16 protein-coding genes are annotated in these 13561 nt (G+C 65.5%); 6 read left to right on the top strand and 10 right to left on the bottom strand.

What is annotated here, in order from left to right; all coding sequences use genetic code 11:
- Positions 1-7: 7 nt before the first annotated feature.
- Genes A3K89_RS16750 through dapE form a run of 4 tightly spaced genes read right to left on the bottom strand, consistent with a single transcriptional unit; the run spans position 8 to position 4240 of the window.
- A complete protein-coding gene (locus tag A3K89_RS16750; RefSeq protein ID WP_068428018.1) occupies positions 8-1774 on the bottom strand; it encodes a long-chain-acyl-CoA synthetase in 1767 nt (588 codons plus the stop codon).
- A gap of 36 nt (positions 1775-1810) precedes the next feature.
- Entirely contained in the window at positions 1811-2380 is a 570-nt protein-coding gene (locus A3K89_RS16745; protein ID WP_114328440.1) for a TIGR00730 family Rossman fold protein, read from the bottom strand.
- Positions 2377-3132, bottom strand: coding sequence for a TIGR00730 family Rossman fold protein (locus A3K89_RS16740; protein ID WP_068428015.1), 756 nt, complete (start codon positions 3130-3132; stop codon positions 2377-2379). The genes A3K89_RS16745 and A3K89_RS16740 overlap by 4 nt, the downstream gene beginning before the upstream one ends.
- A gap of 10 nt (positions 3133-3142) precedes the next feature.
- Positions 3143-4240, bottom strand: a complete 1098-nt coding sequence (gene dapE, locus A3K89_RS16735) for a succinyl-diaminopimelate desuccinylase (protein ID WP_068428012.1) — start codon at positions 4238-4240, stop codon at positions 3143-3145.
- Between the two features lie 39 nt (positions 4241-4279).
- Here dapE and dapD point away from each other — a divergent pair, with 39 nt between their 5' ends.
- The 4 genes from dapD (at position 4280) to A3K89_RS16715 (ending at position 8397) form a co-directional block, all read left to right on the top strand.
- Positions 4280-5233 carry a 2,3,4,5-tetrahydropyridine-2,6-dicarboxylate N-succinyltransferase gene (gene dapD, locus A3K89_RS16730; protein ID WP_068428007.1) on the top strand — a complete coding sequence of 318 codons (954 nt, stop codon included), beginning with the start codon at positions 4280-4282 and terminating at the stop codon, positions 5231-5233.
- Between the two features lie 97 nt (positions 5234-5330).
- Complete coding sequence (locus A3K89_RS16725; RefSeq protein WP_068428004.1) at positions 5331-6041, top strand: MinD/ParA family ATP-binding protein; 711 nt, start codon at positions 5331-5333, stop codon at positions 6039-6041.
- Entirely contained in the window at positions 6020-7387 is a 1368-nt protein-coding gene (locus A3K89_RS16720) for a cytochrome P450 (RefSeq protein ID WP_068428001.1), read from the top strand. The genes A3K89_RS16725 and A3K89_RS16720 overlap by 22 nt, the downstream gene beginning before the upstream one ends.
- Complete coding sequence (locus A3K89_RS16715; protein WP_068427999.1) at positions 7384-8397, top strand: GAF domain-containing protein; 1014 nt, start codon at positions 7384-7386, stop codon at positions 8395-8397. The genes A3K89_RS16720 and A3K89_RS16715 overlap by 4 nt, the downstream gene beginning before the upstream one ends.
- On the opposite strand, the gene A3K89_RS16710 is transcribed toward A3K89_RS16715, so the two are convergent.
- The 4 genes from A3K89_RS16710 to A3K89_RS16695 are packed head-to-tail and all read right to left on the bottom strand — an operon-like array spanning position 8394 to position 10745.
- Complete coding sequence (locus A3K89_RS16710) at positions 8394-8831, bottom strand: 6,7-dimethyl-8-ribityllumazine synthase (protein ID WP_068427996.1); 438 nt, start codon at positions 8829-8831, stop codon at positions 8394-8396. The two genes, A3K89_RS16715 and A3K89_RS16710, sit on opposite strands and share 4 nt — an antisense overlap.
- An 11-nt stretch (positions 8832-8842) precedes the next feature.
- A complete protein-coding gene (locus A3K89_RS16705) occupies positions 8843-9265 on the bottom strand; it encodes a DUF1810 domain-containing protein (RefSeq protein WP_068427993.1) in 423 nt (140 codons plus the stop codon).
- Between the two features lie 2 nt (positions 9266-9267).
- Complete coding sequence (locus tag A3K89_RS16700) at positions 9268-9696, bottom strand: PPOX class F420-dependent oxidoreductase (protein WP_068427990.1); 429 nt, start codon at positions 9694-9696, stop codon at positions 9268-9270.
- Between the two features lie 11 nt (positions 9697-9707).
- The gene (locus tag A3K89_RS16695; protein WP_068429032.1) at positions 9708-10745 is read right to left on the bottom strand and encodes a DNA polymerase III subunit beta family protein; all 1038 of its coding nucleotides are present in this window, start codon (positions 10743-10745) and stop codon (positions 9708-9710) included.
- A 62-nt stretch (positions 10746-10807) separates the two neighbouring features.
- On the opposite strand from A3K89_RS16695, the gene A3K89_RS16690 reads away from it, so the two are divergent.
- Positions 10808-11398, top strand: coding sequence for a CHAP domain-containing protein (locus A3K89_RS16690; RefSeq protein WP_068427988.1), 591 nt, complete (start codon positions 10808-10810; stop codon positions 11396-11398).
- On the opposite strand, the gene A3K89_RS16685 is transcribed toward A3K89_RS16690, so the two are convergent.
- Positions 11395-12810 carry an acyl-CoA synthetase gene (locus A3K89_RS16685; RefSeq protein ID WP_068427987.1) on the bottom strand — a complete coding sequence of 472 codons (1416 nt, stop codon included), beginning with the start codon at positions 12808-12810 and terminating at the stop codon, positions 11395-11397. The genes A3K89_RS16690 and A3K89_RS16685 overlap by 4 nt on opposite strands.
- A 2-nt stretch (positions 12811-12812) precedes the next feature.
- Here A3K89_RS16685 and A3K89_RS16680 point away from each other — a divergent pair, with 2 nt between their 5' ends.
- Entirely contained in the window at positions 12813-13199 is a 387-nt protein-coding gene (locus tag A3K89_RS16680) for a hypothetical protein (RefSeq protein WP_068427984.1), read from the top strand.
- Here the strand turns inward: A3K89_RS16680 and A3K89_RS16675 are convergent.
- The gene (locus A3K89_RS16675) at positions 13171-13548 is read right to left on the bottom strand and encodes a MerR family transcriptional regulator (protein WP_068429026.1); all 378 of its coding nucleotides are present in this window, start codon (positions 13546-13548) and stop codon (positions 13171-13173) included. The two genes, A3K89_RS16680 and A3K89_RS16675, sit on opposite strands and share 29 nt — an antisense overlap.
- Positions 13549-13561 lie beyond the last annotated feature (13 nt).

Raw genomic sequence — 13561 nt, 5'->3', positions numbered from 1 at the left:
TGGCACGCTAACCTTTCGGCGCCTTGCCTGCTGCAACCTCGTCGACGTAGCCGTCGTACGCCTTGTCGTAACCGCCGGACTTACCTCGCAGTACGTACAGCTCGCTGTCCGGGTCGTCGCCGTAACCGAGCTTGCGCAGCGCGACCTTCTGGCTCTTGAACGTCGAGGTCTGCTCCAAGGTATCGACGACCCGCACGAACAGCGGTACCGCGTAGCTCGGGAGCTTGTCGTACAGATGCTGGGCCACGGCCTTGCCGTCGAACGTCTCGCCGTCGCGCAGCGTCACCGCAGCCATACCCGCCTTGCCGTCGGCACCGTCGATGTCGACGCCGTAGACGACGGCACCGTCGACCGCCTTGTGCGTGCCGAGGGCACCTTCGACCTGCGTCGTCGCGACGTTCTCACCCTTCCATCGGAAGGTGTCACCGAGGCGGTCGACGAACGCGACGTGCAACCACCCCTGCTTACGCACGAGGTCACCGGTGTCGAACCACGTATCGCCGTCCTTGAAGCCGTCGCGCACGAGCTTCTTCTCGGACGCTTCGTCGTCGGAGTAGCCGTCGAACGGCGCCCGGTCGGTGACCTTCGACAGCAGCAGCCCGACCTCGCCGGTCCCGACGCGCTTCAGCTTGCCGTTGCTGCCGCGCTTGGCCTTACCGCTCTCGTCGTCGTACTCGACGACGGCATACGGCAGCGGGCAGACCCCCGCGGTCTTCTTCATGTTGAGCGCGTTGACGAACGCGATGTTGCACTCGCTGGCACCGTAGAACTCGGCGACGCGCTCGATGCCGAACCGCTCGGTGAACTCTTCCCAGATCTCCGGCCGCAGACCGTTTCCGACGACGAGCTTGACCGTGTTGTCGCGATCCGTGGATTTCTTCGGCTGCGTCAGCAGGTACCGGCACAGCTCGCCGATGTAGGTGAACGCCGTGGCCTTGTTGGCCTCGACGTCGTCCCAGAAGTTGCTGACGGAGAACTGCCGTCCGATCGCCATCGTCGCGCCGCCCGCGAGCACCGACGACAGCGTCACCGTCAGCGCATTGTTGTGATAGAGCGGCAGGCAGCAGTAGATGACGTCGTCGCCGCGCAGCCGGACACCCATGTTGCCCAGACCGGACATCGACTTGAGCCAGCGGAAGTGACTCATCAGGCTGGCCTTGGGCATGCCCGTGGTGCCGGAGGTGAAGATGTAGAACGCCTTCTCCTTCGCCTGGATCTCGGCCGTCACAGGAGGGTTCCGGTCCGAGGCGTTCTTCGCGAGTTCGGTGAGTTCCTCCAGAGGCAGCACGTCCGGCGGAGAGTCGAGCGAGTCGAGCGCTTCCTGTGCGTTCTCGTCGAGTACGAGAACCTTCGATTCGAGAATCCCGAGGCTGTGCTCGAGGACGTCGCCGCGCTGGTTGTAGTTGAGCATGCCCGCAGTTGCGCCCAGTTTGACGGCTGCCAGCGCGGCGAACAGCGCCTCGGGACGGTTCTTGCTGAGGATGCCGACGACGTCACCGCGCCCGACGCCTCGGTCGGCGAACACGTGCGCGTAGCGATTGACGAGCGCGTTGGCGTCGGCGTACGACGTCGACTCTCCCTCGAAACGTACGAAGGGGTGGCTGCCGCGCTTCGCTGCGACATCCTGGAAGACCTGGCCGATCGATGCCTTGTGGGTGGGCTTGCGGGTGAAACCGGCGAGCCCCCTCAGCAGACTCGGGACCTCAGTCACCATCTTCGGCAATGCGATCGCGAGGTCGGTGACACCGATCTTCTGACGAGCATCGACAGCCATTGACTCCCCTTTTATGACGTTGTGATCTTTCTTACCCTACTCCAGAGTAACCTCTGGACGGGCCGACGCACAGGCGTCGAGCGCTTCCGTCACCGACGTCGTCCTGATCAGCGCGTCCAACGCCCTCTGCTGAACGAAGCCGGTGGTGGACAGGCCGTCGATCCACGCCAGCAACCCGGCGTAGTGATCGCCCGGATCGAGCAACACGACCGGTTTGTCGTGCATACCCAGGTACCCGGCGGTCCAGGTTTCGAACAACTCCTCCAGCGTCCCAATACCCCCGGGCAGCGTGATGAACGCGTCGGCGCGATCCTCCATGACCTTCTTGCGTTCGCGCATCGTGTCCGTGACGACCAGTTCGTCGGCGTCGACGTCGGCCACCTCGCGATGCACGAGCGCCTTCGGAATGACTCCGAGCGTGAAAGCGCCTGCTGCACGGGCGGATTCGGCAACCGCCCCCATCATGGACACGTTTCCGCCCCCGGACACCAGCTGCCAACCACGACGGCCGATCTCGGTGCCGAGCTCGCGCGCGAGGTCGATGAATTTCTGCTCGACCGGCCCCGATGCGCAGTAGACGCACACCCGGAGCGCCTCGCCGTTCACCAGCTTTCTCCTGTCGTTGCGTCCTTCTGCGATTCGATGACGATGCGCACGGCCTCGTCGACACTGTCGGTGCAATGGATCAGGTCGACGTCACCGGGTGACACCTTGCCCTCGGTGACGAGGGTGTTCTTGATCCAGTCGAGCAGCCCGGACCAGAAGTCCGTGCCGAGCAGGATGATCGGGAAGCGTGTGACCTTGCCCGTCTGGACGAGCGTGAGCGCCTCGAACAGTTCGTCGAGTGTTCCGAAACCGCCTGGGAGACAGACGAAGGCCTGCGAGTACTTGACGAACATCGTCTTGCGCACGAAGAAGTAGCGGAAGTTGATGCCCAGGTCGACCCACTCGTTGAGGCCCTGCTCGAACGGCAGCTCGATACCGAGGCCGATCGAGTAGCCCTTCGCCGCGCTCGCACCGCGGTTCGCGCCTTCCATGACGCCTGGACCGCCACCGGTGACGATCGCGAACCCGGCTTCGGCGAGCGCGGATCCGAGAGCCCGCGCACGCTCGTACTCCGGATGCTCGCGCGGCGTCCGGGCGGACCCGAACACGGTGACCGCCTTCGGCACCTCGGCCAGTGCCTCGAAGCCCTCGACGAACTCGCTCTGAATCCGCAGGACGCGCCAGGTGTCGGTGTGGATCCAGGCTCCCGTCCCACGCTGGTCGAGCAGACGCTGATCCGACGTCGACGTCTCGGTGTTGCGCCTGCGACGCAGTACGACGGGCCCCTTGTGCGTGGTCGGTTCCGGTTCCATGGCGTCCAGGCTAACGGGACGTCAGATAGCTCCGGAGGACGGTCGCGACGTGCGTGATCTGCTCGACGGGAACGCGCTCGTCGCGTTTGTGCGCGAGGTTGGGGTCGCCCGGTCCGTAGTTGACCGCGGGGATGCCCAGTGCCGAGAACCGGGACACGTCGGTCCATCCGTACTTGGCCCTGAACTGGCCTCCCGCAGCGTCGATCAACGCCGCGGCGGCTGGCGCGCCGAGACCGGGCAACGCACCCGCCGACGCGTCGGTGACCTCGAATCCCAGATCCACACCCTCGACGACCTCGCGCACGTGCTCGATCGCCTGGTCGACGCTACGGTCGGGCGCGAATCGGAAGTTGACGTCGAGTTCGGCCGCGTCGGGCACCACGTTGCCCGCGACACCACCGGAGATCCGGACCGCCTGCAGCCCCTCGCGATAGACGCATCCGTCGATGTCGACCTCGCGCGCCTGATACGACGCGAGGCGATTGAGGACGGCACCGAACTTGTGAATGGCGTTGTCGCCCAACCAGGATCGTGCACTGTGCGCCCGAGTTCCGCTGGCCGACAACCGGATACGCAGAGTCCCCTGACACCCCGCTTCGATGAATCCGCCCGTCGGCTCACCGAGAATCGCGACGTCCGCCTGCAGCCATTCGGGCATCTCACGCTCGATACGCCCGAGCCCGTTGTACGACGCCGCGATCTCTTCGCAGTCGTAGAAGACGAGCGTGAGGTCGTGCGCGGGGTCGTCGATCGTCGCGGCGAGATGAAGGAACACCGCGTCGCCCGACTTCATGTCGACCGTTCCGCAGCCGTGGATGACGTCGCCCTCGGCGCTGTCCCGCTCGCGTGTGCTCGGCACGTTGTCCGCGATGGGCACCGTGTCGAGGTGACCGGCCAGCATGACGCGGCTGGGCAGCCCGCGATCGGTCCGTGCCAACACCGCGTTTCCGCTGCGGACGATCTCGAAACCGGTGGTCTGCGCCCGCAGAGCCGCCTCGACCGCGTCGGCGATGATCGATTCGTCCTGCGAGACACTCGGTATGTCGACGAGTGCGGCGGTCAGGTCGATCGGGTCGGCGTGCAGATCCAACGCGGGGTGCGAACTCATCCGTCCACCTTAAATGCCGGGGCCGTATCCTTGTTTCCCGTGAGCGCACAGGGAGCATCTGCAATCGGCATTGCCAACATCACCACCGGTGGCGTCGTCCTCGACACCTGGTACCCGAGCCCCGAGCTCGGTGAATTCGGCGAAACGGGCACCGTCCGCCTCGAAGGATCCGACATTCCGGCCGAGTTCGCCGACCTGGTCGGACCGGACACCGCGCGCGGCGTCGACGTCGTCGCAGTCCGCACCACCATCGCGTCCGTCGACGACGCACCCGTCGACGCGCACGACGTCTACCTGCGTCTGCACCTTCTCTCGCACCGCCTGGTCCAGCCGCACGGGGTCAACCTCGACGGACAGTTCGGCTTCCTCGCCAACGTCGTATGGACCAACCACGGACCGGCCGCGGTCGAGGGCTTCGAGACCCTGCGGGCGAAGCTGCGTGCACGCGGACCCGTCACCGTCTACGGCGTCGACAAGTTCCCGCGTCTCGTCGACTACGTCGTTCCCACCGGGGTCCGAATCGCCGACGCCGACCGCGTCCGCCTCGGCGCGCACCTCGCCAGCGGAACGACCGTCATGCACGAGGGCTTCGTCAACTTCAACGCCGGCACGCTCGGTAGCTCGATGGTCGAGGGCCGTATCTCCGCGGGCGTCGTCGTCGGCGACGGTTCCGACGTCGGTGGCGGCGCATCGATCATGGGCACGTTGTCCGGTGGCGGCAAGAACGTCATCTCGGTCGGCAAGAGCTGCCTGCTCGGCGCCAACAGCGGCCTCGGCATCTCACTCGGCGACGACTGTGTCGTCGAAGCCGGCCTCTACATCACGGCGGGCACGAAGGTCACCGGTCCGGACGGCACCGTCGTCAAGGCCGCGACGCTGACCGAGAAGAGCAACCTGCTGTTCCGTCGGAACTCGGTGTCCGGTGCCGTCGAGGTCGTGCCGTGGAAGGGTACGGGCGTCGAACTGAACGCTGCCCTGCACGCGAACGACTGAAACCGGACATATACTGACCCGGCGCTTCCGCCTGGAAGCTCCCCGCGGCTTGACGCTCGGCACGGATGTTGCACCGTAGCTGTCGAAGAGGCGCGCAATGAGTGTGATGTTGGTGCTCGGGTCCTGCGGCGGAGCCGGAACCACGACGACGTCGGTCGGTCTGGCCAATGCACTGTCGCTGCAAGGTAATTCGGTCGTGGCCGTCGACGCCACGGTCGGTGGCGGCGATCTCGTCGATCGCGCCGCGGACCACGCCGTCACGGCGGCGACCGTCGAGTCGGGGTACATCGATGGGGACCTGTCCGTCACCAGCACCGGGGCTCAGGTGCTGGGACGGGCATGGCCGGACGCCGACGACCCCGACTTCGGCCGGCTCGACTGGTATCTGAGCTGCACGGCCGATGCGGCGGTCTACGACTTCGGGCACCGCGGTTTCGAACGCGACAGCGCAAGCCCTCTCCGCAGCCAGCCGTGGGCGGCGTTGGTGCTCGTCGTCCCTGCTCGTCCCGATGCCGTTCGACGGTCCAGAACGGCCCTGCACACGATTCGACTGGCGGCAGGAGCGAAAGCGCTGCGCCGCACCACCGTCGTGGTGTCGCAGTGCGACCCGGGTCCGAGCGTGGTCGGAATCGACGACATGCGGCGCGGCCTGGACAGCGTGTTCGACGTCCACGAAGTCCCGTTCGACCCACATCTCGCGTCCGGGTCGACCGTCACCGCAGCCGATCTGTCACCGGCGACAGCGCGTGCCTACGAGCGGATTCTCGCGTCGAACATTCGGTCTGCTTGGGGCACAATGTCGGCGTGAATATACCCAAGCCCCGCTTCCGACTACCGGTGCTCGGTGACATTCTCAGCATCGACGCGGCGAAACCGACCCAGCGCGAACTGAAGATGGCGTCGGAGCTGGGTCCGATATTCGAACGTAAGATCCTCTCGCACCGGCTCGTCGTGGTCAGTGGCGCCGACCTGGTCGCCGAGCTCAACGACGAGTCACGGTTCACGAAGTTCCTCGCACTCCCGCATCGGAAGCTACGCGCGCTGGGCGGCGACGGCTTGTTCACCGCGTTCAACTCCGAGCCCAATTGGGGTGCGGCACATCGAGTTCTGATGCCGGGTTTCAGCCGCGACGCGATGCGGCGATATCACCACATCATGCAGGACGTGGCCGGTGAACTCGTCGAGCATTGGCGGGCGCGTCCCGACCGGTTCGTCGACGTCACCGCGGATCTGAACAAGCTGACGCTCGAGAACATGGCCCGCGCCGGATTCGGCTACAGTTTCGATTCCTTCGAGCGTGACGACGACGCGTTCGTCTCCGCCATCGTTCGCATTCTCGGACAGGTGAATCGAACGTCGAACGACCTCCCCCTCACTCGGCTGTTCGACAAGAAGTCCCGACTGCAGAACGAGCGCGACATCGAGTACGTGCACGGCGTGGTCGACGACGTCATCGAGAAACGGTTGCTGGACAACGACACTCGTCACGACGACCTGCTCGACCTCATGCTGCACACACCCGATCCCGAGACCGGAGAACTGCTGGACCGTGTGAACATCCGTCACCAGGTTCTGACGTTCCTCGTCGCCGGGAACGAAACCACCGCGGGCACACTGGCATTCGCGCTGTACTTTCTGGCGACGCACCCCGACGTCGCAGCCAGGGTGCGGGAGGAGGCCGACAACGCAGCGGACTCGGTGGCCTACGAGGACATCTCGAAGCTGCGCTACATCCGCAGCGTCGTCGACGAGACCCTGAGGCTCTGGCCGTCGGCTCCCGGTTATTTCCGCAAGGCGCGTCAGGACACGTCGTTGGCGGACGGGAAGTACCCCATGAAGGCCGGCGAGTGGGCATTCGTACTGACGCTCGGGCTGCATCGGGATCCGGTCTGGGGTCCGGATGCGGACGTCTTCGACCCGGATCGCTTCTCGTCGGCTCGCGCGAAATCCCGCCCGGCCCACGCGTACAAGCCGTTCGGAACCGGAATGCGCGGCTGCATCGGACGTCAGTTCGCCCTGCACGAATCGGTGCTGACGCTCGCACGACTCGCGCAGTCGTTCGACTTCGAACTCGACGACGGCTACGAGCTGGACATCCAGGAATCGTTGACGCTCAAACCGCAGAACATGCGCATGAAGGTGCGGCAGCGGTGAGCACGTCACGCCCCGAGTGGATTCTGATCGAAACGCTCGTCCCCGGTGAGCTGAACGTCGTCGCCAAGGGTGGGAGCCCGCGACGTTTCGCCGACGCCGTATCCCTGCAACGACTGGCTCCCGATTCGAAGATCGGCGTCGAACCGTTCCTGAAGCGTGCGCTCGAATCTCGTTCGTGCTACGAGGAAGTGGTCGATGTGCGCACGCGAGGCGGCGGGTCGACGGCATTTCGCCTGCTGACGCACCCGGTTCTCGGCCCGACCGGCGCGGTCCATGCGCTGCAACTGTGGATGGGTCCGTCGGACGTGGAGCCGGGCCCACCGCGCATCACGTCGGGAGTCAGCTGGCTGCTGGAGAAAGGCGTCATCGCGCAGACTCTGGAGGCGTCGATGATGTCGGGCGTCGAACCCGACGCGCACGTGCCCGAGCGGACGCCGGCCGAGTACTACGCGAAGTCGATACGGTTCGACGACACCGCGGGCTTGTTCACCCTGTGCCTCGCGCCGACCGCGGGCGGTACCTGGGAAGGCTCGTTCAGCGTGCTGCACGCCGACGGCCGCATCATGCGCTGGCACTGTCATGCCCGCGCGTGCCTGGAACCGGGCGAGGTCGGCGCGCGCGTTCTGTGGCACGACGTCACCGACACCGTCGAACCGGACAAGCCGCTGCTCGACGTGCTCGCCCGGCAACGCGGCATGGAAACGCTCGGCATCTACCCCGCGTTGCTCGTCCCGGAACGAAGCCTGCTGACGATGTGGCTGTGCGAGAACCCGGCGCCCTGGGTGCAGTGGCGTGACGTGTCGTCGGGCTTCGACGTGTTCCACGCCGACGATCGGCACATCATCGCGTCGGCACACGAGCGGGTGCAGGGCGGTGGGCACGAACAGATCGTCGTGCGAACCAAGGGCAGCCCGGGCCACGCGCCCTGGATCCCCACGCACATGCGCATCTCGTCGTACCCCGGAGACCTGGGTCGTCACCTCGCCGTGGTCGACATGTACCTGGACTAGCCGATCGACTTGAGAGAATCCAGGGTGCGGACGACGGCACGCGCTGCTTCGGCGCCCTTCTTCTCCAGATGATTCGAGAAGAACTCGATGTGATCGGCATGCTCGTGGAAGTGATGCGGCGTCAGAACGACGGAGAACACCGGCACGTCGGTGTCCAGCTGCACTCTCATGAGTCCGTCGATGACAGCTGTTTCGACGAACTCGTGACGGTAGATACCGCCGTCGACCACCAGCGCCGCGGCGACGATGGCCGAGTAGCGTCCGGTGCGCGCCAGCCGCTGCGCGTGCAGCGGAATTTCGAACGCCCCCGGCACCTCGAAGGTGTCCACGTCGGATCCGAATTCGGCGACGAACCCCTCACGGGCGCGATCGACGAGCTCCTTGTGCCACGTGGCTTGGACGAAGGCAACGGTTCCAGACTGTTCGGTCGTCATGGACGTCGATGCTAGTCGCCGAGCAGATCGAGAGTTCGCTCGTCCGGCCTGCCGTCGAAATACTTCTCGAGAACATGAGCGAACACCTCGACGTCCGGTCCCGCGGCAGCGAACAACGTGATCGACGAGTGCAGCTTCAGGTTGTCGGGGTAACCGAAGATTTCGTCGACGGTCTTGCCTTGGACCTTCCGGACCAGATTCGACGCCTCCAACAGTCGCGAACCGAGGACGTCGTGCTCCAGATACAACTGGGCCTCGGTCATGTCCGCGATGGCGAAGTGCTGTGCCGTCGGACTCGACCCCAGCCCCGCCAACTGCGGGAACACGAACCACATCCAATGCGACACCTTGCGACCCGCTTTCAGTTCGGCGCGGACATCACGCCACACCGGGTCCTGGGCGTCGACGAACTTCTGGAAGTCGTACTCGGTCATGTCTACCGCTCCCCCGGCATGATCCAGCCGTAGAACTTCTCGACGTCGACATACAGGACGAGTCGCTTGTCGGCGACCATCGCGGCCCGGTAGTCGTCCCAGTCGGGATGCTCACCCTGAACCTTGCGGTACAGCGCAATGAGCTGTTCGACGGCGTCGTCGTCCGGTTCCGTCGCCACCGCCGACAACCGCGCGGTACCTTCGGCGACGCCGTACGCCGCACCCTGCTCGGCGTTGACGTACAGGCTGACCCGAGGGTCGCGTCGAATGTTCTTCGTCTTCGCCCGCCCGTCGGTGATCGAGATCGCGAACTGCCGCGCGTCGGCGTCGTAGTGGTAGGTGATGTTCGAGATCTGTGGGCGCCCGTCCCGCTTGATCGTCGACAGCGCAGCGAGGTTGGTCTCGGTGAACAGGTTCTCGATGTCGTCCATACGTCCCCACGCTAGCCGCCGACGAGGCTGGGTTCGACAGGCATGGCTGAAGTCAGCAGGTCCCCGTCGTCGGCGGACCGCACCAGAACCGGCATGGCCTCGCCGATGATGTCGAGCATGACATCGGGTCCGAGTCCCGACGCCGCCGCCGGATACAGCGTCGTCACCCCGAAGGCCAGTACGCACTGCGACCCGGTGACGGCTGCCGGCAGCTCGAGGCCTCCGAGCTCGATGCTGTTCTCCGCCACAACGAGATTCACGTACTCGTTCGGTTGTTCTTCCAGCGCACGGAGAAGTGCTGTCCGTGAGACGACGACCCGTGCCGTGGCGTCGGGCAAGCCGTCGAGCATGGCTCGGTAGTCGGGAAACTGCTCGGCGAGAACGCGGCAGGGCTGGGCGTCCCCACCGTCGGCCATGAAGGCGACCGCGGACGACCTCATCTCGATGTGCACCCGATGAGTGCGTCGCACGAACGGCAGGACAGCGCGGAGATCGGTCCCGTCCAGGACACCCGTCCACTGTCGGCTCGACTGGACGGGCATGGTCCGCGTCGAGAGGCGGTAGCGATCCGTCGCAGTCAAAGTCATTGTTGCCGAGTCGATTTCGAGGAATACGCCCGACAGCACCGGGGCTTCGGGGTCGTGAGTCGTCGCGGTCATCACCTGCTCGACGGCGTTCGCGAAGACAGGTCCGTTGACAGTGATCATGAAGCGCTCCTCGTTCTCGATCGCGAAAGTTCTGTGTAGTGCCGCGGCGGTGCGGCCGGCCCGTCGCGCATCGTCGCCGAGCCGAGCCACGTGTCGGTCGATCGCGGCAGGATTCCCGGACAGCACATCGGCGACGGCGTCGAGTGGCATCCCGATGTCGCGCAACTGTCGAATCGTCACGGCGTGGTCGATCTGCGCCGCGGCGTAGTACCGGTATCCGGAGAATTCGTCGACCTCGGCGGGGGTCAACACTCCCGAGTCCGCGTAGAAGCGCAACGCTCCCGGTGTCAGTCCGGTGGTACGTGCGAATACTCCGATGGTCATCAGTTCGGTGTCGGTCACACGAATCATCCTGGGCCTTCGGGTAGGTCGAGAGTCAAGAGACCTCCCGGTACATTCGTTTCATGACCACCATGACACCGCCCCGCAATCGACGCCGCACCGCCGGCTGGCTCGCGGGCATCGTGGCTGTCGTGGTCGTGATCGCCGCAGGTGTCCTGTGGTTCGCGCCGAGTCGATACCTCCCCTGGGACACGACGCCGTTTCCCGAGATCGATGCGTCGACCCTGACGCCGCAGCAGGCAACCGTCGTCGAGCTTCTTCGGTCCGAGCACGAGCAGCAACGACCGGGCACGTTCTATTCGGAGGGCGTCGAAGAAGCGTGGTGCGCCAACTTCGTCAGCTGGATCATGCGCGAGGCAGGACAGCCGCTCAGCAATCCGAACTCCGGTAGCTGGCGTATCCCCGGCGTGTACACGCTCACCGAGTACTACCAAGCGCAGGGCACATTCGAGCCGAAGGGCTACTCCCCCAACGTCGGTGACGTCGTCCTCTACGACAACAGCAGCTGGGTCGGGCAGCACACCAACATCGTCGTGGCCGTCGACGGAGACACCGCGACGACGGTCGGCGGCAACGAACTCGGCAAGATTCGTGTGCACACCGTCGACGTCCGATCCGATTCCGCGATCGTCGGGTTCGGACGAATGGCCTAACCCAGCAGCTTCTTCTGCACCTTGCCCATTGCGTTTCGCGGCAGGGAATCCACGACCCGAACCTCCCTGGGCCGCTTGTGGATCGACAGTTCCGACGCCACCAGATCGATCAATTCCTGCTCGTCAACGCCACTTCCGACGACGAACGCGACGATCCGCTGACCGAGATCGTCGTCGGGCACACCCACCACTGCGACCTCGTCGACCGACGCGTGCCCCAGAAGAACCGTCTCGATTTCGCCTGCGCCGACGCGATATCCGCCGGACTTGATCAGGTCGGTCGATGCGCGTCCGACGATGCGATGAAAGCCGTCGGGTTCGATCACTGCGACGTCACCGGTGTCGAACCAGCCGTCGTCGGTGAAGGACTCGGCCGTCGCGTCCGGGTTGTTGAGGTAGCCGTCGAACAGCATGGGTCCACGCACCTGCAGCGCGCCGATGGACTCTCCGTCGTGCGGCACGACAGAGCCGTCCTCCGCCGTCAAGCGTGTCTCGACGCCGTTCACCGGCAATCCCACCGATCCCGGGCGTCGCTCGCCGTCGAACCGCGTCGACAGCGTGATCAGCGTTTCGCTCATCCCGTACCGTTCGACCGGCGCGTGGCCGGTCAACGAGCGGATCTTCTCGAACACCGGCACCGGCAGCGGGGCGCTTCCCGACACCAGCAGTCGTGCGTCCGCCAGCGCCCGCGCGGAGTCGGGATCCGCCGCGACGCGCGACCACACCGTCGGGACGCCGAAGTACAGAGTCCCCTTCGCGGCTGCGTACAGCGACGGCGTCGGCTTGCCGGTGTGAATCACCGGGCTGCCCACCCGCAACGGGCCGAGCAACCCGAGGATCAGCCCGTGCACGTGAAACAACGGAAGTCCGTGCACGAGTGTGTCTCTCCACGTCCACTGCCACGCCTCGGCGAGCGCATCGAGGCCTGCGGCGATGGCGTCGCGCGACAGCAACACGCCCTTCGGCGGTCCCGTCGTACCCGAGGTGTAGAGAACGAAGGCGATCGACGACGGGTGCGGATCCGGGTAACTGTGCCACGACCGCGCATGCTGTCGCACCGGGAGAACCTGCAGACCGGCCGTGTCGTCGGGCGCCTCGCCCAGCCACGCCTGGGCGCCCGAATCACGGAGAATGTGCTCGCGTTCGGCAGGTCCCGCGTCCGGCGGAACCGGTACGACGGTCACTCCCGCGATGAGACATCCGACGACCGCCAGCACGGTCTTCACGGACGGAGTCGCCAGTACGGCAAGGCGTTCGGCCTGCGCGACGCGCTCGGCAACCGACGTCGCAGCACCGAGGATGTCACCACGCGACAGCGAGACGCCGTCGATGGTGACGGCGTCGGGAATGTCCTCCCCGCGCGCGACGGCGAGTGGATTCAATGAACGAAGCAGCACATGGTTACCGTACATACATGGATGCCGACGGAATCGACACCGGCGACTACGCCGAATACCTGACGGTCCCCGCTGGAGAGCTGCGGCCCGGCGTGTATCTGATCGGCACGGACGTCGGTGAGGACGAGGACACCGACGAAGAACTCGACGACGACGAGGACGACGACGAGATCGATCGCACCACCGACAGTGCACCTCGTCTCGTGTACTCGGTCCAGTCGGACGACTTCTGGACTCGGGTCGAACTCGCCGATCTCCGTGCGACGCAGATCTACGAGGAACAGCACGCTCGTAACCCGAACTCGAACGTCGAAGCGAAGCGTTTCACGACGGTCGAGGCGTTCGGCAGTAACGAGCTCGTCTACATCCTGCGTATCAGGCGCGGGGGTTGGGACGTCGGGTAGCGCCGAGCAGCTCGGTCAATTCCTCGGCGTACGACAGCTTTCGGCGCAGGTTCTCGCACGCCGCCTGGGCTTTGGCGTGGCATTCGTCGACGAACGCTTCCGCCTCGGCGACGCCGTCGCCGCCTGCTGCGATGACGTCGAGCGAGTCCAGCAGTCGACGCATCTCGTCGAGCGTGAATTCCAGAGGCTTCATTCGGCGAATGACGATGAGCCGCGTGAGGTCGACCTCGGTGTACAGCCTAAATCCACCCGCGCTGCGTTCCGACGGCGGTACGAGGCCGACGTCGTCGTAGTGACGCAGCGTGCGGATCGACAGCCCGGTACGCTCGGCGATTTCACCGATCTGCATGAGATCCGGCACC

Origin of the sequence: Rhodococcoides kyotonense (assembly GCF_001645385.1) — a bacterium.
Taxonomy (GTDB): domain Bacteria; phylum Actinomycetota; class Actinomycetes; order Mycobacteriales; family Mycobacteriaceae; genus Rhodococcoides; species Rhodococcoides kyotonensis_B.
Note: the sequence above shows the minus strand (reverse complement) of the source record. Positions and strands in the feature narration are given on the sequence as shown.

What these genes read in the sequence shown, in the direction of transcription:
- A3K89_RS16750 (WP_068428018.1), bottom strand. Translation starts at nt 1,774, where the DNA reads ATGGCTGTCGATGCTCGTCAGAAGATCGGTGTCACCGACCTCGCGATC.
- A3K89_RS16740 (WP_068428015.1), bottom strand. Translation starts at nt 3,132, where the DNA reads ATGGAACCGGAACCGACCACGCACAAGGGGCCCGTCGTACTGCGTCGC.
- dapE (WP_068428012.1), bottom strand. Translation starts at nt 4,240, where the DNA reads ATGAGTTCGCACCCCGCGTTGGATCTGCACGCCGACCCGATCGACCTG.
- A3K89_RS16725 (WP_068428004.1), top strand. Translation starts at nt 5,331, where the DNA reads ATGAGTGTGATGTTGGTGCTCGGGTCCTGCGGCGGAGCCGGAACCACG.
- A3K89_RS16710 (WP_068427996.1), bottom strand. Translation starts at nt 8,831, where the DNA reads ATGACGACCGAACAGTCTGGAACCGTTGCCTTCGTCCAAGCCACGTGG.
- A3K89_RS16705 (WP_068427993.1), bottom strand. Translation starts at nt 9,265, where the DNA reads ATGACCGAGTACGACTTCCAGAAGTTCGTCGACGCCCAGGACCCGGTG.
- A3K89_RS16700 (WP_068427990.1), bottom strand. Translation starts at nt 9,696, where the DNA reads ATGGACGACATCGAGAACCTGTTCACCGAGACCAACCTCGCTGCGCTG.
- A3K89_RS16690 (WP_068427988.1), top strand. Translation starts at nt 10,808, where the DNA reads ATGACCACCATGACACCGCCCCGCAATCGACGCCGCACCGCCGGCTGG.
- A3K89_RS16685 (WP_068427987.1), bottom strand. Translation starts at nt 12,810, where the DNA reads ATGTACGGTAACCATGTGCTGCTTCGTTCATTGAATCCACTCGCCGTC.
- A3K89_RS16680 (WP_068427984.1), top strand. Translation starts at nt 12,813, where the DNA reads ATGGATGCCGACGGAATCGACACCGGCGACTACGCCGAATACCTGACG.
- A3K89_RS16675 (WP_068429026.1), bottom strand. Translation starts at nt 13,548, where the DNA reads ATGCAGATCGGTGAAATCGCCGAGCGTACCGGGCTGTCGATCCGCACG.